The organism is Simiduia agarivorans SA1 = DSM 21679, assembly GCF_000305785.2.
GTDB lineage: Bacteria > Pseudomonadota > Gammaproteobacteria > Pseudomonadales > Cellvibrionaceae > Simiduia > Simiduia agarivorans.
Map to the genome: position 1 here is coordinate 77,787 of NC_018868.3, position 25,472 is coordinate 103,258.

Genomic DNA, 25,472 nt, shown 5'->3' on the forward strand with positions numbered 1-25,472 from the left:
TGAGACGCTGCTTGGCAAGCTAACCGGCCTATAGCTCACACGGCTATTTACTATTTGGGATATGAATGATTATCGGTCGATTGTTTAAGAAAAAGGGTTCGTTGGGCCTGAGCCTGGCGGCCTGTCTGGCCTTTATTTTAGCGGCTATCCTGGCCTGGGATCTGCCGCTGTCGGAGGCCATGCGCTTCGCCCTGGCGAGTCTGCTGGCGCTGATTGTCATCATGTTTGCGGCCGCGTTGACGGTGGTGACCATACATCTATTGGCCGGATTATGGCGTAAAATACGCAAACGTTTGTTTGAATAGCCGGCTATGACCCAACAAGACGTCAGTGTTCCCAGCAATTATGCGCGCACGCTGCTCCAGACGGTGGAGGAGAGTGGTGGCGACCGTCAGGCCTTGATGGCCGAGCTGGGCATTGCCGAGTCTGACCTGGAGCCCAACAAGCCGTTTTCGGCCTTGCGCTATGGCCGGTTATACCAGCGCGTCATGCAGGTGATGCAGGACGAGTGCTTCGGCATGTTCAGTGGTGGCAAGGTGCGTTTGGGCTCGTTCCGCTTGTTGTGTCTGACCGTGATCCAGACCACCAATTTGCGTCAGGCCATCGTACGTGCCGGCGAATTCAGCGAGATTTGCCGGGGTTTTCTGGTGCGTTCGCGCCTGTCGGAGCCTGCCCCCGGGGTGGCCCGCATCGAAATGTGTGGCATTGCCGAGATTTCCGATGCTGAGTTCGACCGCATGGTGCGCGAGGCCAAGCCCATTCAGGTCCGCACCAGCCTCGCGGTCTGGCAGCGTTTTAATTCCTGGTTGATTGGCCGCGAAATCCCGCTGACAGGGCTGTATTTCGCATTCCCCTGCCCGGAAGAATTCCGCGAGATGGCGGAGTGTTACCCCACCCAGCTGCATTTTGACCAGCCGTTCACCGGCTTTGAGTTCGACGCCAGCCTGCTCGATGCGCCAGTGGTGCAAAACCAGGATACCCTGATGGATTTTGTGCGCTCGGCGCCTTATCACCTGGTGATCAGCGATGCCAGCCAACAGAGCCTGAAAGCCAAGGTGCGCGCCATTCTGTCGAAGGATGTCAGTGGCAGCCAGCCGAGTGCCGAAGCCGTGGCATCGCGCCTCAATCTGTCGGTGACCAGCCTGCGACGGAAATTGCAGGCGGAAGATACCTCCTATCAGCGGCTGAAAGACGAATGCCGTATGGAAGCCGCTTTCCACTACCTGAGCTGCCCCGAGCTCACCAACAACTGTATTGCCGAGCGCCTGGGTTTTGATGAAACCAGTGCGTTCTTCCGTGCGTTTAAAAAGTGGACCGGTATTACCCCCGGTGACTACCGCAAAGGGCTCGAAAAGGCGTCCTGAACCGGCATTTGCGCCAATTCCACCTACACTTAGCTCATGCCCGTGAGATGTGACCGGATCGCGCAAAAATGTCACTTATTGTGGTTGGTTTCGCTATTGAGAGCGAAGGCGCAATACCGGATTCTTGAACAATACCGAATTCTATAACCAGATCGAAAACCAGAGGTTAATGACATGAGTGATTACAAAACCCCGTTGCGTGACATCCAGTATGTAATGTGGGAGCTGTTGGGCTATGACCAACACTACCAGTCATTGCCGGGTGGCGAAGAAGCCAGCGCCGATGTGGTTAGCGCGGTAATTGAAGAGGGTGCCAAGTTCTGCGACAACGTATTGGCACCCCTGAATGCTGTGGGCGACCGCGAAGGCTGTAAGTGGGATGACGGAGTCGTGACCACACCCACAGGCTTCAAAGAAGCTTATCAGCAGTATGTGGAAGCCGGCTGGCCTTCCATGTGTCATCACCTGGAACACGGCGGTCAGGGCCTGCCCCAGTCTCTGGGTACCATCCTGAGTGAAATGGTCGGATCTGCCAACTGGTCCTGGGGTATGTACCCCGGCCTGTCCCATGGCGCCATGAACACCATCGAAGCGCACGGCACGCCCGAGCAAAAAGAGCATTACCTGACCAAGCTGGTCGAAGGGACCTGGACTGGCACCATGTGTCTGACCGAGCCTCACTGCGGTACCGACCTGGGCATGCTGCGCACCAAAGCCGAGCCCAATGCCGACGGCTCCTACAGCATTACCGGCACCAAGATCTTCATCTCTGCCGGTGAACACGACATGGCCGAGAACATCGTGCACATCGTTCTGGCTCGTCTGCCCGATGCACCGGCGGGTACCAAGGGTATCTCCCTGTTTATCGTGCCCAAGTTCAACCTCAACGCCGATGGCACCCTGGCTGACCGCAATGGCGTGAAGTGCGGTTCTATCGAACACAAAATGGGTATCCACGGTAACTCTACCTGTGTGATGAACTTTGATGGCGCCCGCGGCTACCTCATTGGCCCGGCCAACAAAGGCCTGAACTGCATGTTCACCTTCATGAATACCGCCCGTCTGGGTACTGCGCTGCAGGGCCTGGCACACGCGGAAGTGGGCTTCCAGAAGTCACTGGAATATGCGCGTGACCGCTTGCAGATGCGCGCGCTGTCCGGCCCCAAGAACCCCGATGGCCCGGCCGACCCGATCATCGTGCATCCCGACGTCCGCCGTATGCTGTTGACCCAGAAGGCCTTCGCCGAAGGTGGCCGGATGATGATTTACTTCACCGCACAGCAGGTGGACATCATTGATCGCTCCGATGATGAAGAAGCCAAAAAAGCGGCCGATGAGCTGCTGGGCTTCCTGACTCCGATCGCCAAAGCCTTCCTGACCGAAACCGGTTTTGAGGCGGCCAACCTGGGCCTGCAGTGCTTTGGTGGCCACGGCTTTATTTCCGAGTGGGGCATGGAGCAGAACGTACGCGACTGCCGTATTTCCATGCTGTACGAAGGCACCACCGGTATCCAGGCGCTGGATCTGCTGGGCCGCAAGGTATTGATGACCAATGGCGAGTCGCTCAAGCGCTTCACCAAGATCGTGCACAAGTTCTGCCAGGCCAATGAAGGCAACGAAGCCATGGCCGAGTTCATTCAGCCGTTGGCCGCCATCAACAAGGAGTGGGGCGACCTGACCATGCACGTGGGCATGGCGGCAATGAACAATCCGGAAGAAGTGGGTGCCGCGTCGGTGGATTACCTGATGTATTCCGGTTACGCCGTTCTGGCCTACTTCTGGGCGTTGGCGGCCGCCAATTCCCAGGCCAAGTTGGCTGCTGGTGAGGGTGACAAGGCGTTCTACGATGCCAAAGTGAAAACGGCGCGCTTCTACTTCCAGCGCCTGTTACCGCGTACCCGTACCATGGTCGATACCATCAAATCAGGTGCCAATAACCTGATGGAACTGGACGCAGACGCTTTCGCATTCTGATAGCGGTATTTTGTGTCCCTGACGTTTACACAACTGCAGCAGCGCTTCGAAGCCGGTTTTTTGCCTGAAAAGGCAGCCGGTCTCGATTCGCTGTTCCAGTATGTGGTGCCTGATGGCAGCAATTTCTTCATGCGGGTTGCTGGCGGCGCGCTTGATCTGAGTGCAGGCGACGCCGTCGATCCCGCTGATCTGATTATTACCCTTGAATGGCACACGCTGGAGCAGCTGCTGGCCGGTGAGCTGAGCAGCATGCAGGCCTTTATGTTTGGCCATATCAAGGTGCAGGGCAGTCTTTCGCTGGCTTCGCGGCTCATCGAACTGTTTTCAACCGACGCACAGCACTGATCCTGCAACCCAACTGTGGCTTGCAGGAATGCTGGCCAGCTATAACAATAACAGCCCACCCTGGTGTATCGGCCGGGGTATGAGGAGGAGATGTGATAGATACCAATACCACCGTGGTAGAAGTGTTAAACAAGGCTTGTGAAACCTTCGCCGCCAACCCGGCATTTACCTGCCTGGGCCACACCATGACCTATGCAGAGCTGGACCATCTGAGCCTGCAATTCGCTTGCTATCTTCAACAAAAGACAGAGCTTAAGCCGGGCGACCGTATTGCTGTGCAGCTGCCCAATCTACTGCAGTACCCGGTCGTGGTATTCGGTGCGTTGCGCGCGGGCCTGACTGTGGTCAATACCAATCCGCTGTACACCGCCCGTGAGCTGGAACATCAACTCAACGATTCCGGTGCCAAAGCCTTGGTGGTGCTCGCCAACATTGCCGCAACTGCCGATAAGGTGGTGGCCAAAACCGGCGTCAAGCAGGTGATTGTGACTGAAGTGGGGGACATGCATCCGCCGCTCAAGCGTTTCCTGATTAACAGCGTATTGCGCTATGTGAAGCGCGAAGTCCCGGTACTGAATTTCGCCCATCGGGTGAATTTGCGCGATACCTTTGGCGCTGCAGACATCAATCGTTATGAACCGTCGGCACACGTACCCGCCGATGTGGCGGTATTGCAATACACTGGCGGCACTACCGGCGTGGCCAAGGGAGCGATGCTGACCCATGCGAACCTGGCGGCCAATATGCAGCAGGTGCGCGATGCGCTCGGCGATTCGATCAATATCGGCAAAGAGTACTACGTGGCGCCGCTGCCGCTCTATCATATTTACGCTTTTACCCTGCATTGCATGTGTTTATTGTCGTCCGGTTGCCATTCCTTGCTGATCCCCAATCCGCGCGATATTCCGGGGTTTGTGAAGGCCTTGAAGGGGCAGCCTATTACCGGTTTTGTGGGGCTGAATACTTTGTTCAATGCACTCTGCCGGGATGAAAATTTCGTCAAGCTGGATTTCTCGACCCTGAAAACCACCTCCTCCGGTGGTATGGCGCTGACCAGCGAAGCGGCCAAGCGTTGGCAGGATGTAACCGGCTGCGCCGTCGCCGAAGGTTATGGTATGACCGAGACCTCACCGGTTGTGACCTTTAACCCCGCTAACGCCATCCAACCGGGCACGGTTGGGCTGCCGGTACCCGAGACCGAGGTCAAAGTGGTGGACGAAGAGGGCAACGCGTTGCCGGAAGGTTCGCCCGGCGAGTTGTGTGTGCGCGGTCCGCAGGTGATGAAGGGGTACTGGCAGCGTCCGGAAGAGACCGCCAAAATCCTCGACGACGATGGCTGGCTGAAAACGGGCGATATGGCAGTGATTCAGCCCGATGGATACGTAAAAATCGTAGACCGTAAAAAGGACATGATTATCGTCAGTGGCTTCAATGTCTACCCGAACGAAATCGAAGATGTGGTGTGTCAGCATCCTGCGGTAGTCGAGGCTGCGGCCATTGGTTTGCCGGACGAGAAAAGCGGCGAACAGGTAAAGCTGTTCGTGGTCTCGTCTGACCCATCGCTGACTGAAAAAGACGTGATCAGCTTCTGCCGTGAAAACCTCACCGGTTACAAGGTGCCCCGCACCGTGGAGTTCCGCACTGAATTGCCCAAATCCAACGTGGGCAAGATTCTGCGGCGCGAGCTGAAGCCCGCTGCCTGATCCCTGCACAGGACTCCAAACGCCGGCATTTGCCGGCGTTTTTATTTGAGGCTCCTTAATATTTCACACTCGTGCTAAAGTTCAGCCAGATCAACTGTTTGATTGGCGTGTGAACCGATAGGGAGGCGGATGAGCGCAATAAAGCTGAAAAATGCCCTGGTGCTGTCTGGTGGAGGCGCGCGTGCGGCCTACCAAGTGGGCGTCTTGCAGGCAATCGCCGAGATTCTGCCTGCAAGCCAACGCAATCCCTTTCCCATTATTTGTGGCACGTCGGCTGGCGCCATCAACGCGTTGGCCATTGCCAGCCATCCGGGCCACTTCCGAGAATCAGTCGATGCGTTGGTGGATATCTGGCGCAATATCACCGTTGATCAGGTGTATAAAAACTCTTTGTCAGACCTGATGAAAGGTGTACTTAAGCTGGGTATGTCTTTGTTTAACGAGGGCGCCGGTAAAAACCAGCCGTTAGCCCTCTTGGACAACAGCCCACTGCATCAGCTCATTCACGACCGTATCACCTTCAAACACATTGGCCCCGCCATTGCTGCGGGTGATCTGGACGCGGTGTGTGTGACGGCGATGGGATATTCATCCGGTGAGTCGGTAAGCTTTTTTCAGGGCCGGCCCGACCTGCGCGGCTGGCGCCGTTATCACCGCATAGGCACGCCCACTCAGCTCGATGCCCGTCACCTGTTGGCGTCATCGGCCATTCCCACCATTTTCCCCACCGTCAGGATCAACCGGGAATACTTTGGCGACGGCGCGGTGCGGCAATTGGCCCCGATCAGCCCGGCGCTGCACCTGGGTGCTGACCGGGTGTTTGTGGTGGGGGTGAGTGGTAACCGGAACCCGGAACATTGGGGTAAGCGACGCCCGGTGAAGCACTCGCCGTCCATGGCGCAGATTCTCGGCCATATGTTCAATGCCGCATTCGTGGATAGCATGGAATCCGATATGGAGCACCTGGACCGGGTAAACCGCCTGCTGGCCATGGTGCCGGAAGACAAGCGGGCGGAGGCCGGCTTGCCGCTGCGGCAGGTGGAAAGCCTGATTATTTCACCGTCTCAGGAACTGGATAAAATCGCGGGGCGAAAGGTGCGTTACCTGCCCAAAACCCTGCGATGGTTTTTCAGTTCCACCGGTGCCACTGCCAAGGGCGGTGGTGCAACGGCGGCCAGCTATCTGCTATTTGCCCCACAGTTCTGTTCGGAGTTGATTGATCTGGGATATCAGGACACTATGTGGGAAGCCGACAGGGTCAGGCAGTTTTTCGCCAACCCCTGATCAGCACAAAATAACCCCGGCACAGGGGTAAGCCGCCATTAAAAAGAGCGGCGCACAATAACTATTTCTTTTGAGGGAAGAAACCTGATGACTGAAGCCAAGTCACGCCGTGCCAAAGGTGAGCAGACCCGCCGCCTGATTCTGGAGGCGGCATTGCGATTGATTGTAGAACACGGCCACAAAGCGGTGACCCACCGCGCAGTGGCTGCTGAAGCCGATGTAAATCTGTCCTTGACCACCTATTACTTCAAAGACCTGAAATCGCTGATTTCCGAAGCATTCGACCTGTATCGTGAGCGCATTGAGCGCGAAACGCAGGAAACCTGGTCTGAGGTGTTCACCTACATAGCAGAGCATCCGGCCGAGTCTGGCCCAAGTGCTGCCGCGCTGAGGGAACGTTTGGCCAACTGGGCGGCAGATTACATCATGGAGCAGGTGACCCAAAGGCCGAGCGGATTGGTGCTGGAGATGACCCTGTTTTACGACATGCACTTAGATCCGTCCCTGCGTTTGGCCGCCGGCGCTTTGCGGTCGCGATTCAAGACCGATTTCATCAGTCTGTGCCAGCGTCTGGGTTCCGATTCGCCCGAAGTGGACGCAGAGCTCTTTCTGGGCACCCTCCAGCGCCTGGAATACGAAGGGCTGGCGGCGGGAGCCAAGCCTGAGCGGGCCTCCATATACGCGCAGATGCACCGTCTGCTGCAGTGGATCATGGGTTCAAGTCCCGCCTGACAGCAACGTTGGAAAAGCGAACTACACTCTAATACAGGCCTGTGGGCCTGTTTTCATTTGTGAAGAGTGTATTCAGATGCAAGCGTTGATTGTGGAGCCCTCTGCTACCTACCGAAAGCTGTTGTCATCTACCTTGGCGGTTCATGGATTCAGCACCCTGGAAGCGGACAGTGCATCCACCGCGCTGTTGCTGGCAGAACAGCATCCTGCACAACTTGTGGTGGCTTCAGCGGCCTTGCCCGATATGGCCGTTGCGCGTTTGTGCCAGTCTTTGCATCAGATTGCCAATCTGAGGCATGTACCGGTGTTGGTGCTCAGCAGCAAAATTGACCCGGAGCTCCAGAAGGAATGTCTTGAGGGCGGCGTTACCGACCTGTTTCACAAGAAAAATTTTGCCCAGTTCGAGCGCTCTGTGGACGAGTTCGCCCGTCAGATCATGGGGCGCAATCGCGCCCATGGCCGCATTCTGTACGTTGAGGACACCCGGAGTGTCGGGGTCGCAACCAAAATGCTTCTTGAAAATGCGGAGCATGATGTAACGTTTTTTACCACGGCTGAGGAGGCGATGGCGGCCTTCAATCAGTCGGATTTCGATCTGGTGCTGACCGATGTTGTACTGGCAGGTGAAAACAGTGGGCTCACACTCGTGCGTCAGATCCGCTCCCATCAGGATGTTAATAAACGCGATATTCCGATCATTGCAATCAGCGGCTACGGCGATGAAGCCAGGCGCTTGCAATTGTTCAAGGCCGGCGTTTCCGATTACACGGCCAAACCTGTGTTGGCCGAGGAGCTTCTAGCCCGGGTGAACAACCAGATCAAAACTCAGCGATTGGTCAGCCAATTGAAAATGCAACAGCAGCAACTTGAACGTTTGGCAATGCGCGATCAGCTGACCGGTTTGTACAACCGGCATTTTCTGATGGAGGTGGTCGAGAAGCGCATAGCAGAGTCAAAACGCAAAAGCACGGATCTGTCCTTGGTTATTCTTGATGTTGATCATTTCAAGCAAGTGAATGACGTGCACGGCCATGCAGTGGGCGATCAGGTCCTCGTGCAAGTTGGCAATATGCTGCAACAATTTGGCCGGAAGGATGATGTGATTGCCCGCTACGGTGGCGAAGAGTTTGTCATTCTCATGAGCCACTGTGGGCTGAATGACGCCGAGCGCAAGGCTGATGCATTGCGTAATCGGCTCATGGAGCTGAGGCCAGCCGATCTGGAGGTAACCGCCAGTTTTGGTGTGGCTGCACTAACGCCGGACTCGGGTGACTTTGCTACGCTGTTTGGGCGCGCTGATGCTGCAGTGTATCGCGCGAAAGAACAGGGCCGGAACTGCGTTAGGGTCGCCGAAATAGGGCACGGCTTGACGGTGGGGCTGTAGTAATGAATTGCCGGCGATTTGCGTTATGCAGGGACGCTCTGACAATCGGGTTGCGTGGGAACGCCGGGGTTAAGCGAGAATGGAAAGTAAAATGACAGATTCACGGTTCACGATTGCGTTGGGCGCAAACCTGGATGTGAGTCAGGTGCAGGAAAAATATAAACTTTTCGAAGATGCATTGGCGCGGGCAAGCAGCTTTACAGTGGATTTGTCATCGATAAACCGAATTGATACGGCCGGTATTCAATTGCTGCTGGCGTTTAAAAAGGAGGTTCAGTTCCGCAGTGGAAACGTGACCTGGACTGCGCCCGCCCAGCCTTTTTTGGATGTCGCCTCGCAACTGGGGCTTGCTCACGAATTTGAAGGGCATTGAGTATGGCATGTGTTCTGGTGGTAGATGATTCTGTGTCCATGCGCGGTATGGTAGCCGCCACCTTGGCAGCAGATGGGCATCGGGTGGTGGAGGCCGAGGATGGCGTTGAAGCACTGGCCCGGGCGCAAGCCGCGCAATTTGATGCGGTAATTACCGATGTCAATATGCCCCGCATGGATGGAATTACGCTGGTGCGAGAATTGAGAAAATTAACGCAGTTCAAATATACGCCCATTCTGGTGTTAACCACTGAGTCTTCGGTGGAAAAAAAGCAGGAAGGGCGAGCGGCTGGTGCAACGGGATGGCTGGTAAAGCCTTTCAATCCCGAAAAATTATTGGCCACCGTGGCGCGTGTACTGGATTAAGGTATGTCAATTGATCTCTCTCAGTTTCATCAGATCTTCTTTGACGAAAGTCTGGAGGGGCTGGATGCAATGGAACAGGCATTGCTTGACGTAGTTAAGAATGGCAATGCGTCAGACAGTGTGATTAATACCATATTCCGCGCAGCCCATTCTATCAAAGGCGGTGGGGGCACTTTCGGTTTTAGTGATATCGCTGAGTTAACCCATCACCTCGAGACGGTACTGGACCAGGTGCGCAGTCACCAACGGGATCTGTCAGACGAGGTGGTTGAGGTTGCATTTCAGAGTTGCGACATATTGCGCCGGATGATTGCCGGGCATCAACAAAAGCAACCGGTACCCTTCGAACAATACCAGGGGCTGCATGACAGTCTGGTTCAACTTGCGGAAGCTGGTGTGTCTCCGTCCACCATTGTCGCGCCAAAAGACACCGTCACTGAAACAGTCATGGATCCGGTCGGGCATAAGGAATTTGCAGGCGCTGGCGCTGGCGCAGATGGCACGGCGGTCAAATCAGCGCCAGGCGAACGCGGAGGGTATGCGGGTGGCAATCAGCGATGGTTTATTCGTTTTTGTCCACAGCCCGATATTCTGCTCACGGGTAACGAGCCTTCACGGATATTTCGCGAATTGGCCACATTAGCCAAGCTGGATGTGCGCGCAGACAGTTCGCGTCTGCCGGCATTTGGCCAGCTGGAACCCGATGAGTGCTTTCTGTCATGGAAACTTTGTCTTGAAGGCGATGTGAGTGAAGCTCAGATAGAGGAAGTGTTTGAGTGGGTATCCGATAGTTGTGAGCTGGACATCAAGCCCGTGAGTCAGGTTACCGTTAATACTCAGGCGCCGGTTGCTGGTCAGGCAACCGAACGGAATACTCTGACCGAATCTGCACCTACCGAGAATAATGCCGTAGCAGATGACGCTCTCCCAGATACCCATCAGGGTGACAACGCTATAACCAAACCGGACACCGCCAGCGGGGTGCAGGTAACAACCGCCAGTATATCATCCGGGGAGCCGACAGCCTCGCAAAGTACATCAATCAGGGTCAGTACTGACCGGGTAGATGATCTGATAAATCTGGTGGGCGAGTTGGTGATTACCCAATCCATGCTGAATGACATGAGTCGGGAGCTTGAGAACGAGCGTTTTGAGCGCCTGATTTCCGGGTTGCAGCAACTCACCCAGCAAACCCGGGATTTGCAGGAAAGTGTGATGCGTATCCGCATGTTACCCATCAGCTTCGTATTCAACCGTTTTCCGCGCATGCTGCACGATTTGTCCGCAAAAATGGGCAAGCGTATACGACTGGATATTACCGGTGAACAAACCGAGTTGGATAAGACAGTCATGGAGCGCATTGGTGATCCCTTGGTGCACCTGATTCGCAATGCGGTTGACCATGGCATTGAACCAGCCGAAATCAGGCTTGCGTCAGATAAGCCAGCGGAGGGCGTGATAAGCCTCCGGGCCTTTCATCAGGGCGGGAATATTGTTATCGAAGTCAAAGACGATGGTGCGGGTATTCAACTGGACCGAGTGAGGTCGCGCGCGGTAGAAAAAAACCTGCTCGCGCCGAATCAAACGCTCACTCAGGCTGAAGCGATAGAGTTACTTTTCCATCCGGGGTTCTCCACAGCAGAAGCTGTGAGTGAAGTCAGTGGGCGCGGTGTTGGCATGGATGTGGTTCGCGCCAATATTCATGAGCTAGGCGGTTCGATTGCGGTGGAGTCCGAGCCCGGTAAAGGCTCCCGGTTCCGTATCCAACTGCCTCTGACGCTTGCGATAGTGGATGGACAGCTGCTGGGTGTGGCGGGTGACGTGTATGTGGCGCCACTGCTCAATATAGTGGAATCTGTGCAAGTGCGACGTAGTGGGTTGCGCAAGGCGGCTGCTAATCAATGTTTTTATACCTTGCGAGACGAGAACATACCCGTCGTCAGTCTCGAGGCAATTTTCGGATTTAACCCCCAGGCATTGGTATCGGAAAATGTCCTCATCGTAGTGGTTGAGGCGGCTGGACAAAAATTGGCCCTCCTGGTTGATGAGCTGCTTGGCCAGCAGCAGGTAGTGATAAAAAGCCTATCAAAAAATTACCGCAAGGTAGACGGTTTGGCAGGTGCGACGATATTGGGTGACGGGAGGGTTGCCTTGATTCTGGATGTGCCGGGTTTGTACAAGCTGTATCAGAAAGGTATTGGTCGCAGGGGGCTTTATGCCGTTGCCTGATACTGCCAGTCAATCAGTCGGTGCGCCTTTGGTGTTGCAGGATCTGGCGGCTGATGAGCAGGCAATCGATCTGTTGCACGATTTGGATATGCTGGTGCAGGGTAACCAGCTGATGACATTGTTGGTGGGGGATGAGTACTACGCTATTGATATTCGGGCAGTGACTGAGATAAGACGCTATTCCAACGCAACACGTCTGCCGAACGCATCCGATCATGTTTTGGGTGTGATCAATATGCGTGGGGACATAGTCCCTATACTGGATTTGCGTTTGCTGCTTGGTGTGGGTGATGCAAAGGTGGTGGATACAACGGTGGTTATCATTCTGTCCGAGTGTGTTGAGGGCACGCGTCGATCGCTGGGGTTTGTGGTAGATGCAGTAACGGACGTAATCGCACAGGATAGCGGGTCGGTACAGGTCGGAACGCCTGGCGCAAATCAGATCCCGTATGAATTATATGCCGGGCTGATAAGCCTGGAAGATAAAACGTTAACGCTTTTGGATACCCAGAAAATGTTGGCGCTGGAGTCAGATTAATGGATTTTCTGATTTTTGATCTGGCGGGTGAGCGTTATGCATTGAATGCGTCAGCGGTAGAGGAAATTCGCGTCTGGGAGGGGGCGACACCCCTGCCAACCTTACCGGCTTATGTTCTGGGTGTGGTCAATTTGCGTGGCATCATCGTGCCGCTGATCGATTTGCGTGCGCGCTTTGGATTGGCGGCTATAAAACCGGGGAAAACCTCCGTAGTGGTCTATCTGAATTTACCGGGTCATCAACATAGGATTGGACTGTTGGTGGATAACGTGCAAGACATGATCAATATCCCGGCCGGAAGCCAGTTACAGCCCCCCGGTTTCGGAGCGTCCATCGATGTTGGTTTTATCGAGTCCATGTTCGAGGGGCCGTATGGATTGGTTCTGGTGTTGGCAATGGATGCACTGATGGATCCGGATGTCATGTTCAGACCCCTGCAATCCGTGCAGGCGGGCTGATGTGTACTGTTATAACGATGAAGCCGGTTGAATTGGATGCCGGTCGTGGACTACTTGATTCGCTTGGCCCGGCAACTGACCTTCGGTTGCTGAACTCAGGCGGTAATTCTACCAGGAGAGCTGGAAATGGAAGCTGATCATATGCAGTCGCACTTTCAATCTGCGATCAATAATGCCCTTACCGCCATCATGATGATAGATCGGGATTTCAAAATCACCTATATGAATCGCGCCACGCTGCAACTGTTCAGGAAGCATGAAAGCAGTTTGCGCAGTGTGTGGCCTGCATTTGAAGCTACAGAAGAGTATTTGATGGGAGGCTGTATCGATCAGTTCCATCAAAACCCGGAGCATCAGCGACGACTGTTATCCAATCCCAGCAATCTGCCCCACAAGGCGGATATTCAGATCGGGCCCTTAACAATCGAACTCAACGTGACGGCCATAATAGACAAGCAAGGTAACTACGTTGGTAATACGCTGGAATGGAGTGATGTAACCGATGCCCGAGAGCATGAACAGGCCAGCTACCGGTTCAGAAGCTCCGTTGGCGCCATGACAAACTGTTTAATGATGGCGGATCTGGAGGGCAACATTGTATACGCCAATAATGCGGTTAAATCCATGCTGAGAAACCGTGAGCCGGAGTTGCGCAAGAGCTTTCCCAATTTTTCGGTGGATAGATTGGTGGGTACCAATTTTGATACCTTTCATCAGAATCCTGCGCATCAGAAGGCCATTCTGTCTAATCCGGCGAATTTACCGTATGTGGCCAATATTAAGGTAGCGGACTTGCACTTCAGGCTGACAGCCATCCCGCTTCTGGATGATATAGGAAACCATCTTGGCAATGCAGTGCAATGGGAAGACACAACTCATATCAGAGAAACAGAAACTTTATTGGAAGGGCTGATCAAGTCCGCGAGCGAGGGCGATTTGTCTGCACGTATAGACACTGAAGGTTATCAGGGTTTTGATAAGATCATTTTCAGTGCCATTAATGAGTTGCTGGACTCTGTCAGCCGCCCCATCGATGAGGCCATACGGGTGGCCGAAGCGGTTTCCGGTGGCAATCTGGGTGAAGTGGTGCAGGGTAATTTTGGCGGTCGGTTCTCTGATTTGGCGGGTGGTCTTAATGCCAGTAATGCAAAGTTAAGTGAACTGGTCGGGGAGATAAAACTGGCCTCACGTACAGTGCTGGACGCCGCCAGAGAAATCGCCCAGGGCAATCTGGATCTCAGTCAGCGAACAGAAAATCAGGCCTCCTCATTGGAAGAAACGGCCAGCGCCATGGAGCAACTGGCTTCCACGCTGTCTGAAAATGTAAACCGAACGTCAGAGGCTTCGGAGCTGTCTCGCAAAGCGATGACTAAAGCCTCCGATGGCACCCAAGTCGTTGCTTCAGCGATCGACGCGATGGATGCCATCAAGCGTACCAGCAAAAAAATTGAGGATATTATTGGCGTCATCGACGAAATTGCCTTTCAGACTAATCTGTTGGCGCTCAATGCGGCGGTGGAAGCTGCGCGAGCGGGAGAGCAGGGTAGAGGCTTCGCAGTTGTTGCTGCAGAAGTCCGCAATCTGGCACAACGCAGCGCCAGTGCTGCCAAAGAAATCAAATCCCTGATCAGCGACAGCGTAGAGGCCGTTGGCGAAGGTTCCCGTCTGGTCAAAAATACGGGCGATACGTTGAAAGATTTGTCGGACGCTGTGATGTCTGTGGAAAGCTATATCAGCGAAATCAATATCGCCAGCAAAGAGCAGGCAGCAGGGATCAATGAAGTGTCCCAAGCGGTGTCTCAAATGGACGAAATGACACAGCAAAACGCCGCTCTGGTAGAGCAAGCATCGGCCTCCAGTCGGGCTATGGAGGAGCAAGCAAGAAGTTTACTCGATCTGGTTTCCTATTTTAGTCAGGATGATATGCCAATGACCCGCCCGAAGCGGCGCCAATTGCCTGATGCCCGGCCAGCTGTGCGGCCTGCCGGTGGGCGGCATACGTCAGGCGGTGAGGAATGGGAGGAGTTCTGAGTTCATCGTCGGAGGGTGGTTTGTACGAACTGTCAGCTGCCGATTTTCGTTTTCTGTGCAGTTTAGTGTATGAGCATTCTGGCATTGTTTTGGGTGAAGCCAAGAGACACATGCTATACCGCCGCATCATGCGTCGAATCAGGATTCTGAAAATTGATAGCTTTGCCGGTTACTGCAACTATATTCGGCGCAATGCGCAACAAGAGTTACCGGCTTTTATAAATGCGGTTACCACTAACCTGACCCGATTTTTTCGGGAGTATCATCATTTTGAATATTTGAAACAGGAATATTTGCCCCAGCTCAAACGTGCCGGCTCAGGTCGAGTCCGGCTCTGGAGCGCTGGCTGCTCTACGGGGGAGGAAGCCTATTCCCTGGCGATGTGCCTGAGATCAGTTTTTGCAGATCATGAGCTTGACGATAAGCTGATACTGGCGACCGATCTGGACACGGAGGTGCTCGATGTGGCCAGTCAGGGGTGTTACCCCATGTCGGCGGTTAAAGATATCGCGCCGGCCGAACAAGCCAGGTATTTTTTAAAAGATAAACGCAATGCATTGTGCAAAGTAAAACCAGAGATATCTACTTTGATTCGCTTTCGCCAGTTGAATCTGTTGAACGAATGGCCAATGCGAGGTCAGTTTGACGTCATTTTTTGTCGTAATGTGTTGATTTATTTTGATCGCGAAACCCAGTATCAGGTGGTCTCCCGCTTGGCTCAGAGACTGCACTCAGGCGGGCTGCTATGTCTGGGGCACAGCGAATCGCTTGATCGGCGGGTGATGGGGCTGGTGCCGGTGGGGCGAACCATGTTCAGGCGTCAATAACATGGCCAGGCTTGAAATCAGTGTGCCGGTCAGGGCCGGTTTTGAACACATTAACCGGTATTGGGATCGGCAGCGTCATCGTGTAACCGCTAAGATACTGCCCGGCGAGTTTTTTGTATCGGTGCATCAGGAGTTAATCGCAACCACGCTGGGATCTTGCGTCGCCGCCTGCTTATGGGATGCGCGCGCCGGAGTGGGGGGGATGAATCATTTTATGCTGGCGGTTACAGGGGATCATCCCGACGCCGTGCGATGGGGCAACCAGTTAAGCGAAGCAACCCGTTACGGCAATTATGCGATGGAGCATCTGATCAACGAAATGCTCAAAGCGGGCGCGCGGCGGGAGCAGTTGGTGGCTAAGGTATTTGGTGGTGCAAACTTAATTGCCGGGATGAGTGATATCGGCAGGGTCAATAGTGAATTTGTCTGTCGCTATTTACGGGATGAGAAAATAACGCTGGTCTCCAAGGATTTGCTCGGCGCGTCGGCGCGCAAAGTGCTATTTGACCCGGTTAATGGCAAGGTGTTTATTAAGCGACTGCCGGAGATGGGTAACCGGACCGTGCAAAGCAGAGAAAGTACTTATCGGGAAGGTATCACTAATCAATCCATGGACGGTGATATTGAATTGTTCGAGTAGGGCATACCGGATATGAAACAGATCAGTGTCATAGTAGTAGACGATTCTCGCCTGGTCCGTGAACTGTTGACCGAAATCATAAACGCTGATCCAGTGTTGAATGTAGTTGCCTGTGCAGAAGACGCTTACCAAGCGCGAGAACTCATTAAGCTGCACAATCCGCAGGTTATAACGCTCGATGTGGAAATGCCCGGCATGAATGGGATTGCGTTTCTCAAAAACCTGATGCGTTTGCGGCCGATGCCTGTGCTCATGGTCTCAACGCTCACCGCGCGCGGCTCAGACATCACATTAGAAGCGTTGGAGTTAGGGGCGGTTGACTATGTCACCAAACCCGTAGGTGACCCGGAGCATGGTTTGCAGCGATTGGCCGGTGAGATTGTACAGAAGCTCAAGGCCTGTGCCCGCGCAAATATCACCGCAATTGAGCACAATGCCAAGCAACATCAGTTCAGTGAAGTCCGGGTAGTGAAGCCCGACCCGGCAGCCGTGAACCCTTTTGATGTTATTGTCATTGGCGCCTCAACTGGCGGTACAGAGGCGATTAAAGAGATTTTATGCAGTTTGCCCATGGGCATGCCGCCGGTAGTTCTGGTGCAGCATCTGCCGCCAAAGTTTGCAGAAAACTTTGCCAGGCGATTAGGTGTGATTACGGCTTTCCAGGTGATGGCGGTCAGCGAAGGTATCGTTGGATTACAGCAGAATACGGTCTACCTGGCGGGGGGAGATTGGCATCTTGAAATTAACCGGTGTGCTACAGGTCGTATAGGCCTGAAAGTGTCAGATACGGCCAAAGTCAATCGGCACCGGCCATCGGTGGACGTACTGTTTAACTCAGTCGCCGAACATGTAAAAGACCGGGCGATCGGTGTGCTGTTGACCGGTATGGGTATGGACGGAGCGGCAGGCCTTGGCCGGATGCGTTCAGCCGGGGCCTATACACTGGCACAGGATAAGGACTCCTGTGTCGTGTGGGGTATGCCCCGCGTAGCGATGGAGCAGGGCGCAGTAGAGGAGGTGAAGCCATTGTGCGAAATGGCCGGACGTTTGGTGCAGCTTTGTTTCGGGCGTCGTAGTGGTTAGCAGCATGGATGAGGCAGATGAGTGGCGTCAGCTATTGCAGTCCCATCTGGTTTATGCGCGCGCGGAATGTGAACAGTTGATAGAAGAATTGCTGCGTGCACAGGGGTTGGTCGTGTCTTCTTGCGAGGTGTCAGGTAGTGCCCTTGCTGATCTGGCGAAGGAGGATTTGTCGGTATCGGCGCGCACTTCACTCTACCAACTGATGAGAAGTAATCAGTTGGGTGACTTGCATGCACAAATAAGCCAATCGAGTATCCGGCGTTTGCAACTGCTGCATCGGCAGTTGGATTTGTTGCAAGCTCTGCTGAACGAAGAGCGAGACCCCGCCCGGTTTCAACAGCACACTCAGGCCTTTTCAGCGCTGCAAAAGGCGTTCGAGCAGTCTATCAAGGGGCGACATATACACCAGTCGTCGATGGATGAGGGCGACGCGGAGCTTTTTTGAAACAGGTTGTCAGTATCGCGGTAAACCTGTGCTTTTCGTTGTTCCGATGCGTCTGATATGGCATGGGTTCATGCAATATTCCGGGTTATGTGTTCTGGCTTGATTCACAGTATTGATCGCCTCCAGCGCTTTTGGCTTGGTACAGCGCTTCATCTGCACGTTCAAACCAACGCTCAAAACTGTCGCCGGCCTGATAGTAGGCGAAGCCAATACTGCAGCGGTATTCAGGCAGGTTATTATCCGGTGCGGCTCTGATTGCGGTCATTATCCGGTCGATCAGAATGGTGGCGTCATCTTTGTGCTGGTGATGACATATAATCAGGAATTCTTCGCCACCCCAGCGCGCCAATCGGTCGGTTTCCCGCAGGCAATGATTGACCCGTTGCGTAAAGTTTTTGAGCACCTGATCGCCAATCGTGTGTCCGAAGTTGTCGTTGATAAGTTTGAACTTGTCCAGATCCAGCACCAGCAAGCTGATAATGCTCGGCTGGCGTTTCCAGCGTTGCAATTCATCCTCTGCTAGCTCTCGCATGGCTCGCCGGTTCAGGGCGCCGGTCAGGCTGTCGTAGCGTGATAGATGTGTCAGGTGTTCATTTTTTATTTCGAGTTGTGATTGCGCCTGGCGCAATTGCTGATTGGATTCGGCCAGTCGGTGGTTGAGCAGGCGAACCGACCAGTAGCGCTCTACCATGACCCCCAATATCAGAAGAAATAAAGTGCCGACCTGCCAGGCCAGGCTGTAATCCGTTTTTCGTGAAATGCTGATAGGATTCCAGTGGCGGTAGATTTCGGCATGCTGTTGATGTTCGATATGGGCCAGAGCGGTATCGAGTATACGTTGCAGTTCAGGGTCATCCTTGTGGACTGCCATCCGCAGTTCGTCGCGCTGTGGCAGATCTGATGCAATATGAAGATTGGATAAGCCCAGATTTTGAATGTGGTAGGTCATGGCCAGAAGTGACCCGGCGATGGCGTCAGCCTTTCCCCGTGATACCTGTATCAGGCCATCTAATTCCGAATTCACGGGCAATGTATTGATGTGCGGAAAATGCTTGCGCAGAAATTCATCCTGCATATAGCCTTTGATAACGGCAACCTTATGAGACGCCGTCAGGTCTTCATAGTTGTTGATACTGTGCTTGTGTTCGAGCCGGACGACCATCACATTGGGATCCCTGAAGTACACGTCGGTAAAGCGGGCAAATTGTGCGCGTTCTTCGGTATGGTTCAGCATCGGGATCATATCGCAACGACGCTCGGCCAGATATTTCAGTGTCTGGCTCCAGGATCGGGTGGGCACCAGGAAAAAGCTGGTCCCGATCATGGATTCCAACAGGTTAATGTAGTCTCTCGACATGCCAATATGCATGCCTTGTTCAATGGATTCAAACGGATGCCAATCCGGATCCACGCAATAGGCGATGCGACCTTTGTCCGACAGGTATTGATGCTGCGCTGGGGTCAGTGCCAACTCAGAGCTGTGATTGTTGTTCGCCCACAGCAGGGCGCTGAGTATCCAGATCAGTTTTCCGAGTCGCATCCGGCGCCTATAGTGGAGAGGTTTGTCCTTGAGCCAAGAGTATAGGACAACAGCCTGCTAGTGATCGAAAAATATCCGGCTTGATGCGCAGGCCCCCTGGTCGCCGGCACCGGCGTCAGTGCAAAAAAAAGCCCCAGCATGCTGGGGCTTTTGTGATTACGCGTAGAAGCGATTTACACGCGCACTTCCTGGATCTCGACCGCGGCAATGCGTTTGCCTTCGTCGGCGGCTTTCTGGAAGGACTCAATTTCATTGAAGTTGAGGTAGCGGTAGATCTCGCTGCTCATGCTGTCCAGTTCCTTGGCGTACTCCAGGTATTCCGCCGGGGTGGGCAGTTTGCCCATCACTGCGGCAACTGCCGCCAATTCGGCTGAACCCAGGTACACATTGGCACCCGTGCCCAGGCGGTTGGGGAAGTTACGGGTAGAGGTGGAAACCGCGGTGGAGTTGGGCGCAATGCGGGCCTGGTTACCCATACACAGGGAGCAACCGGGCATTTCAGTACGCGCACCTTTGGCGCCGTAGATGTTGTAGAAACCTTCCTCCATCAGCTGGTGCTCGTCCATTTTGGTGGGCGGGGCAATCCAGAGGCGGGTAGACAGTTCACCTTTGGTGGCGGCCAGCAGTTTACCGGCGGCGCGGAAGTGACCGATGTTGGTCATGCACGAACCGATGAACACTTCGTCGATCTTGTCGCCGGCCACTTCAGACAGCACCTTGGCGTCGTCCGGGTCGTTCGGGCAGCACACGATAGGCTCTTTGATGTCGTCCAGGTTGATATCGATCACCGCGGCGTATTCGGCATCGGCATCGGCTTCCATCAGCTCGGGATTGGCCAGCCACTCTTCCATCTTGCGCGCACGACGTTCCAGGGTGCGTACGTCGCCGTAGCCCTGTTCGATCATCCAGCGCAGCATCACGATGTTGGAGTTCAGGTATTCAATGATGGGTTCTTTATCCAGCTTGATGGTACAGCCGGCAGCGGAACGCTCGGCCGAGGCATCGGACAACTCAAACGCCTGCTCAACTTTCAGGTCAGACAGGCCTTCGATTTCCAGAATGCGGCCAGAGAAGATGTTTTTCTTGCCTTTCTTATCGACGGTCAGCAAACCTTCCTTGATGGCGTACAGCGGAATCGCGTGCACCAGATCGCGCAGGGTAATGCCTGGCTGCATTTTGCCGGAGAAGCGCACCAACACAGACTCGGGCATATCCAGCGGCATCACGCCGGTAGCCGCCGCAAACGCCACCAGGCCGGAACCGGCGGGGAAAGAAATACCAATCGGGAAACGGGTGTGCGAGTCGCCACCGGTGCCCACGGTATCGGGCAGCAGCATGCGGTTCAGCCAGCTGTGGATGATGCCGTCACCCGGGCGCAGGGACACGCCGCCGCGGTTCATGATGAAGTCGGGCAGGGTATGCTGGGTGTCGATGTCCACGGGCTTGGGGTAAGCCGCGGTGTGACAGAAAGACTGCATGGTCAGGTCGGCAGAGAAGCCGAGGCACGCCAGATCTTTCAGTTCGTCACGGGTCATGGGGCCGGTGGTGTCCTGTGAACCCACGGTGGTCATCTTGGGCTCGCAGTAGGTGCCGGGACGGATGCCTTTGCCATCGGCCAGGCCACAGGCGCGACCTACCATCTTTTGTGCCAGGGTGAAGCCCTTACCGCTGTCAACCGGTGCTTCCGGCTGACGGAACAGGTCGCTGGCGCCCAGGCCCAGGGATTCGCGGGCTTTCTGGGTCAGACCACGGCCGATGATCAGCGGGATACGACCGCCGGCCTGGACTTCGTCCAGAATCACGTCGGACTTGAACTCAAACTCGGAGATCACATCGCCAGCTTCGTTCAGGATCTTGCCATCGTAGGGGCGGATTTCGATCACGTCGCCCATGTTCATGTTGTCGACCGGCGCTTCAAAGACCAATGCACCGGCATCTTCCATGGTGTTGAAGAAGATGGGGGCGACTTTGCCGCCGATACATACACCACCGGCACGCTTGTTGGGCACGCCCGGGATATCGTCGCCGAAGAACCACAGCACGGAGTTGGTGGCCGACTTACGGCTGGAACCGGTGCCTACAACATCACCCACGAACGCAACGGGCAGGCCCTTGGCCTTGATCGCTTCGATCTGCTTGAGCGGGCCAACGTTGCCCGGATCGTCCGGGGTCAGGCCTTCGCGCGCCATTTTATACATGGCGTTGGCGTGCAGGGGGATATCGGGGCGCGACCAGGCATCGGGGGCCGGCGACAGATCGTCGGTGTTGGTTTCGCCGGTGACTTTGAATACCACCATTTTGGTGGACTCGGGCACTTTGTTGCGCTTGGTGAACCACTCGGCATTGGCCCAGGACTCCAGTACGGCCTTGGCGTGGGCGTTGCCGGCTTTGGCTTTTTCTTCCACGTCGTGGAAGGCATCAAACATCAACAAGGTGTGTTTGAGCTGTTCTGCGGCAACGCTGGCAAGGTTTGCATCGTCCAGCAGGGCAACCAGCGTTTCAATGTTGTAACCGCCCAGCATCATGCCCAGCAGCTCAACGGCCTTTTTCGCATCGATCAGAGGGGATTTGGCTTCACCTTTGGCAACCGCGGACAGGAAGCCTGCTTTCACGTAGGCCGCTTCGTCCACACCCGGTGGCACGCGGTTGGTGATCAGGTCGAGCAGGGTTTCCTCTTCACCGGCCGGCGGGTTTTTCAGCAGCTCCACCAGCTCGGCAGTTTGCTCGGCTGACAGGGGCTTGGGGGGTACACCTTCGGCGGCGCGCTCGGCGACGTGTTTGCGGTAGGCTTCAAGCACGATGAATGTCCTCTGTATATCACTGTGTGTGAAAGCACCTGGCGTAGGAGCCAAATTTGAAGGGGCTCACTGGCTGGGTTGCTTTCGTGGCCTCTGGCGCGTGGTTCTCGCGCACCGGAGGAATTTTTGGCCTGCATGGCTCTGGGTGCAGAGATTGCAGCCGGCCTCTCTGAGGCAATGAGATCGCTGGGGCAGGGCCCAAAAATCAGCGCTCGGCGGGCGCAAAATTCTACCGGACTCGCGGGTCGATGTTAAGTCGATCGCTCTGAAATCAAACACTTACATAGTGACTATTCATGTTGTGAATGATATTTCAGAAGCATTCATCAGTACTCACCGCGCCCTATAGCTTAGCAGCTGCGGTGGATTTTGCGCGCGACTCTGGGTATGGTGTCGGGCCCGTTCAAACACCTGAATTCATTTCTGTTGTCCATGTTAACGCCCGTAAAAACACCCTGTGTCGGCATTTGTTCCACCGGTATCGGCGATGCAGTTTGCCGGGGCTGCAAGCGCTTCTCTCACGAGGTCATTGATTGGAATGCCTACTCGGAGGCGCAGCGCCGGATCATCGAAAACCGGCTGGCAGGCTTCATGGCGCAGGTGGTGGCACGCTACGTGGTGGTAGAGGATGTGAACGCACTGCAAAACCAATTGGAGCTTCAGCGGGTCAGGTACCGACAGGACCGGGAGCCCTTGTGCTGGGTGTTTGATTTATTGCGTGCGGGTTCAAAATCCATTCGGGAGCCGGCGCATTTTGGCTTGCGCCTGTTAACCCGGTCTCCTTTGCCGCAGATAAAAGCGGATATCGATGCGGATTACTACGCGCTGTCGGTTGCTTACTACGAGGCTTATATCCTTCCGGGGCTGACCAAGGATAAAGCTGACCCGGCATCGCAGGGCTGCTAGAATGCCGCGCTTTGCCGTAAGCCGTTGAATTATGACCGCCATTCCTGAAATCCGTGCGTTCCTGCGCTGCGAGACTCCGCAGGGCTGGATAGACGCCGCGCTCGCGCACCCCGAAATTCTGCTGATTGATCATGCCAATTGCGAGCTCAAGGCCGCGCAGACTGCGCAGGGGCTGATGTGGAAATACGGCATGAACAATTCGGACAAGGGCCCTTATAACCTGGTGCCGGAGACGGCGTTTCTGCTCCTGAACAAAATGTCCCGGTTGGCGCGCGAGGAATTGCGTCACTTCGAGCAGGTGCTGGCGTTTATGAAAAAACGCCAGGTGGTGTATGAGCAGTTGTCTGCGGCGCGCTACGCGGCAGGTTTGCGTCAGCTGGTCCGGACCCACGAGCCAGCCAAGTTAGCTGACACCCTGTTAGTGGGTGCGATCATCGAAGCGCGTTCGTGCGAACGATTCGAAGCGCTTGCGCCCCACCTGGACGAGGCCTTGCAGAAATTCTATTTGTCACTGCTGAAGTCCGAGGCCAGGCATTATCAGGACTACCTGGCGCTGGCGGCAAAAGTTGAACAACCGGATGTGATTGAGCGCCAGCTGGACAAGTTGCTCGATGCAGAAGCGGCACTGATTCAAGGCTCTGACACGGAGTTTCGGTTCCATAGTGGCGTGCCCGCCTGAAGCCGACCGGTTTTATTGTGGTGTGTCGGGTTTTGACATCAGGCTTTTGAGGCAGCGCAATACCCGATAGGCCAATTGGTTGGGCTGGAACGGTTTTACCAGATAGTCGGTCACGCCAGCGGCTACCGCCTGTTTCACCTGCTCCTCGTCATGGGTGCCGGTGACCATAATGAATGGCGTCGTTTTGTGGCCGGGCATGACGCGTAGCGCCTTCAGTACATCCAGGCCGTTGACCTGTGGCATATCCCAGTCGCAGATGATGATATCCACGGTGTTGTTCTGAATGTGATCCAGTGCCAGTTTGCCATTGCTGACGGCCTCCACGTGGTTGAACCCCAGCTGCTTTACGCAGGCGCTTTCCACATTCCGTATTGAGTCCATGTCATCGATGATGAGCACGCGGCGCTTGCTCAGTTGTTTTGCCAATGCTGCATCCATCTAGAGGCCTCTGAAACGGGTAGGAGCTTACCCAAAGCCTAGCAGTTGACTGAAAAACTTCCCGCGGGTTCAGGCAGTAGCCGCAATCCGGCTACCGTGGGGGCTCGATGGCCTTTTGTTCCAGAGAAAGGCTGGTTTCGTCGGCGCGCAAGAACCACAGGTGTGTGTGCCAGTCGCCCAGCACAATGCGTTCGCCCGCGCTGACGGCGTGGCGGGCAGGTCTGTGAGTGTGTCCGTGAATCATCAGGCTGACGCCATTGGCCTGCATCACCCGGTCTACTTCCGCCGAGTTCACATCCATGATGTCTTCGGCTTTCATGGCGGCAAGTGAGCGGGTTTCTGCGCGAATCTTCTCCGCCAGTTGTCGGCGGACAGGCAGGGGTTGTGCGAGTAATGGGGCCTGCCACGCGGGGTTGCGGGCCTGTGCGCGAAATGCCTGGTACTCCACATCGTCGGTGCACAGTGTATCGCCATGCAACAACAGGGTGGGGCGGTCGTACAGGTCAATAGGGGTGGGATCGGTCAGCAGGGTGGCACCGGTATTGGCACAGAAGTCGTCGCCAATCAGAAAGTCCCGGTTGCCGGCCATGAAAAACAGCTGTTTGCCCCCGTCGCTATATGCCTTGAGCGCGGCCTGCACCTCGAGCGCCAAGGGCGCGTCGTCGTCGTCACCGATCCAGGCTTCGAATAAGTCGCCCAGAATGTACAGGGCGGTGGCCGCCTGTGCTTCTTCCGTCAAAAACTGCAAAAACGCCCGGGTAATGGCCGGGCGTTTCGCATCCAGATGCAGATCTGAGATAAACAGTGTTGTCATGCGGGTCAGGCGACAAACGCCTTTTCGATGATCACGGGTTCAACCGGTACATCCTGATGGCCTGCGCTGGAGCCGGTTTTCACGGCTTTGATTTGCTTGACCACGTCCATGCCATTGACCACCTTGCCGAATACGCAATAGCCCCAGCCCTGGGTGTTCTTACCGGTGTGGTTCAGGAAGCCGTTGTTCTTCACATTGATGAAAAACTGGGCGCTGGCAGAGTGGGGATCCATCGTGCGGGCCATGGCCAGCGTGCCTTCGTCATTGGACAGGCCGTTGTCAGCTTCGTTCTCAATGGGGTCGCGGGTCTGTTTTTGCTGCATATCGGGCGTGAAACCACCGCCCTGAATCATGAAACCATCGATCACGCGGTGAAAAATCACGCCATCGTAAAAGCCTTCCTCAACGTATTGTTGGAAGTTGGCGGCGGTTTTGGGGGCCTTGTCAAAGTCCAGCTCGATGTCGATGTTACCGAAGTTGGTTTGTAGGGTAATCATTGCCTGTATCCTTAAAAACTGCGGG

Annotated in this window: 25 protein-coding genes; 20 read left to right on the forward strand and 5 right to left on the reverse strand. The window is 55.0% G+C overall.

The genetic code is table 11. From position 1 onward, the window contains the following. Nucleotides 1-65: 65 nt before the first annotated feature. The 18 genes from M5M_RS00355 (at nt 66) to M5M_RS00440 (ending at nt 17,775) form a co-directional block, all read left to right on the forward strand. The gene (locus tag M5M_RS00355; RefSeq protein WP_015045480.1) at nt 66-305 is read left to right on the forward strand and encodes a hypothetical protein; all 240 of its coding nucleotides are present in this window, start codon (nt 66-68) and stop codon (nt 303-305) included. A 6-nt stretch (nt 306-311) separates the two neighbouring features. After that, the gene (locus tag M5M_RS00360) at nt 312-1,364 is read left to right on the forward strand and encodes an AraC family transcriptional regulator (RefSeq protein WP_015045481.1); all 1,053 of its coding nucleotides are present in this window, start codon (nt 312-314) and stop codon (nt 1,362-1,364) included. Nucleotides 1,365-1,538: 174 nt separating this feature from the next. Then, on the forward strand, nt 1,539-3,338 hold the full coding sequence (locus tag M5M_RS00365) for an acyl-CoA dehydrogenase C-terminal domain-containing protein (protein WP_015045482.1): 1,800 nt from the start codon (nt 1,539-1,541) through the stop codon (nt 3,336-3,338). Nucleotides 3,339-3,350: 12 nt separating this feature from the next. Beyond that, nucleotides 3,351-3,683 (forward strand): SCP2 sterol-binding domain-containing protein, encoded by a 333-nt coding sequence (locus M5M_RS00370; protein WP_015045483.1) that lies wholly within the window; start codon nt 3,351-3,353, stop codon nt 3,681-3,683. 92 nt (nt 3,684-3,775) lie between these two features. Further along, nucleotides 3,776-5,386, forward strand: a complete 1,611-nt coding sequence (locus M5M_RS00375) for an AMP-binding protein (protein WP_015045484.1) — start codon at nt 3,776-3,778, stop codon at nt 5,384-5,386. 129 nt (nt 5,387-5,515) lie between these two features. Further along, complete coding sequence (locus M5M_RS00380; protein ID WP_015045485.1) at nt 5,516-6,670, forward strand: patatin-like phospholipase family protein; 1,155 nt, start codon at nt 5,516-5,518, stop codon at nt 6,668-6,670. 87 nt (nt 6,671-6,757) lie between these two features. After that, nucleotides 6,758-7,402: a TetR/AcrR family transcriptional regulator gene (locus tag M5M_RS00385; protein ID WP_015045486.1), complete on the forward strand. Its 645-nt coding sequence runs from the start codon at nt 6,758-6,760 to the stop codon at nt 7,400-7,402. Nucleotides 7,403-7,478: 76 nt separating this feature from the next. Further along, nucleotides 7,479-8,786: a diguanylate cyclase gene (locus M5M_RS00390; protein ID WP_015045487.1), complete on the forward strand. Its 1,308-nt coding sequence runs from the start codon at nt 7,479-7,481 to the stop codon at nt 8,784-8,786. A gap of 91 nt (nt 8,787-8,877) precedes the next feature. After that, nucleotides 8,878-9,159 carry an STAS domain-containing protein gene (locus M5M_RS00395; RefSeq protein WP_015045488.1) on the forward strand — a complete coding sequence of 94 codons (282 nt, stop codon included), beginning with the start codon at nt 8,878-8,880 and terminating at the stop codon, nt 9,157-9,159. 2 nt (nt 9,160-9,161) lie between these two features. Beyond that, nucleotides 9,162-9,524 (forward strand): response regulator, encoded by a 363-nt coding sequence (locus tag M5M_RS00400; protein ID WP_015045489.1) that lies wholly within the window; start codon nt 9,162-9,164, stop codon nt 9,522-9,524. A 3-nt stretch (nt 9,525-9,527) separates the two neighbouring features. Continuing rightward, nucleotides 9,528-11,753 (forward strand): chemotaxis protein CheA, encoded by a 2,226-nt coding sequence (locus M5M_RS00405; RefSeq protein ID WP_015045490.1) that lies wholly within the window; start codon nt 9,528-9,530, stop codon nt 11,751-11,753. Next, the gene (locus tag M5M_RS00410; protein ID WP_015045491.1) at nt 11,740-12,291 is read left to right on the forward strand and encodes a chemotaxis protein CheW; all 552 of its coding nucleotides are present in this window, start codon (nt 11,740-11,742) and stop codon (nt 12,289-12,291) included. The genes M5M_RS00405 and M5M_RS00410 overlap by 14 nt, the downstream gene beginning before the upstream one ends. After that, the gene (locus M5M_RS00415; RefSeq protein ID WP_015045492.1) at nt 12,291-12,749 is read left to right on the forward strand and encodes a chemotaxis protein CheW; all 459 of its coding nucleotides are present in this window, start codon (nt 12,291-12,293) and stop codon (nt 12,747-12,749) included. Before M5M_RS00410 ends, M5M_RS00415 begins: the two co-directional genes overlap by 1 nt. 126 nt (nt 12,750-12,875) lie before the next feature. Further along, nucleotides 12,876-14,780 carry a methyl-accepting chemotaxis protein gene (locus M5M_RS00420; protein WP_015045493.1) on the forward strand — a complete coding sequence of 635 codons (1,905 nt, stop codon included), beginning with the start codon at nt 12,876-12,878 and terminating at the stop codon, nt 14,778-14,780. Nucleotides 14,781-14,800: 20 nt separating this feature from the next. Then, nucleotides 14,801-15,607 (forward strand): CheR family methyltransferase, encoded by an 807-nt coding sequence (locus M5M_RS00425; protein ID WP_015045494.1) that lies wholly within the window; start codon nt 14,801-14,803, stop codon nt 15,605-15,607. 1 nt (nt 15,608) lies between these two features. Next, entirely contained in the window at nt 15,609-16,247 is a 639-nt protein-coding gene (gene cheD / locus M5M_RS00430) for a chemoreceptor glutamine deamidase CheD (RefSeq protein ID WP_015045495.1), read from the forward strand. A 12-nt stretch (nt 16,248-16,259) separates the two neighbouring features. Next, on the forward strand, nt 16,260-17,330 hold the full coding sequence (locus tag M5M_RS00435; protein ID WP_015045496.1) for a protein-glutamate methylesterase/protein-glutamine glutaminase: 1,071 nt from the start codon (nt 16,260-16,262) through the stop codon (nt 17,328-17,330). Nucleotides 17,331-17,334: 4 nt separating this feature from the next. Continuing rightward, on the forward strand, nt 17,335-17,775 hold the full coding sequence (locus tag M5M_RS00440; protein ID WP_015045497.1) for a hypothetical protein: 441 nt from the start codon (nt 17,335-17,337) through the stop codon (nt 17,773-17,775). A gap of 85 nt (nt 17,776-17,860) precedes the next feature. Here M5M_RS00440 and M5M_RS00445 read toward each other — a convergent pair whose 3' ends face one another. Then, a complete protein-coding gene (locus M5M_RS00445) occupies nt 17,861-19,315 on the reverse strand; it encodes a diguanylate cyclase domain-containing protein (RefSeq protein WP_015045498.1) in 1,455 nt (484 codons plus the stop codon). 173 nt (nt 19,316-19,488) lie between these two features. Next, complete coding sequence (acnB, locus tag M5M_RS00450; RefSeq protein WP_015045499.1) at nt 19,489-22,113, reverse strand: bifunctional aconitate hydratase 2/2-methylisocitrate dehydratase; 2,625 nt, start codon at nt 22,111-22,113, stop codon at nt 19,489-19,491. 369 nt (nt 22,114-22,482) lie between these two features. Between acnB and M5M_RS00455 the strand changes: the two genes are divergently transcribed. Together M5M_RS00455 and M5M_RS00460 are read left to right on the forward strand one after the other, a co-directional pair. Beyond that, nucleotides 22,483-23,019, forward strand: coding sequence for a DUF1289 domain-containing protein (locus M5M_RS00455; protein ID WP_016389125.1), 537 nt, complete (start codon nt 22,483-22,485; stop codon nt 23,017-23,019). 31 nt (nt 23,020-23,050) lie between these two features. Continuing rightward, complete coding sequence (locus tag M5M_RS00460) at nt 23,051-23,698, forward strand: MiaE family protein (RefSeq protein ID WP_015045501.1); 648 nt, start codon at nt 23,051-23,053, stop codon at nt 23,696-23,698. A gap of 12 nt (nt 23,699-23,710) precedes the next feature. Here M5M_RS00460 and M5M_RS00465 read toward each other — a convergent pair whose 3' ends face one another. The 3 genes from M5M_RS00465 to M5M_RS00475 form a co-directional block, all read right to left on the reverse strand. Beyond that, the gene (locus tag M5M_RS00465; protein ID WP_015045502.1) at nt 23,711-24,136 is read right to left on the reverse strand and encodes a response regulator; all 426 of its coding nucleotides are present in this window, start codon (nt 24,134-24,136) and stop codon (nt 23,711-23,713) included. A gap of 91 nt (nt 24,137-24,227) precedes the next feature. After that, entirely contained in the window at nt 24,228-24,950 is a 723-nt protein-coding gene (locus M5M_RS00470) for a UDP-2,3-diacylglucosamine diphosphatase (protein WP_015045503.1), read from the reverse strand. 5 nt (nt 24,951-24,955) lie between these two features. Continuing rightward, the gene (locus M5M_RS00475; protein WP_015045504.1) at nt 24,956-25,447 is read right to left on the reverse strand and encodes a peptidylprolyl isomerase; all 492 of its coding nucleotides are present in this window, start codon (nt 25,445-25,447) and stop codon (nt 24,956-24,958) included. Nucleotides 25,448-25,472 lie beyond the last annotated feature (25 nt).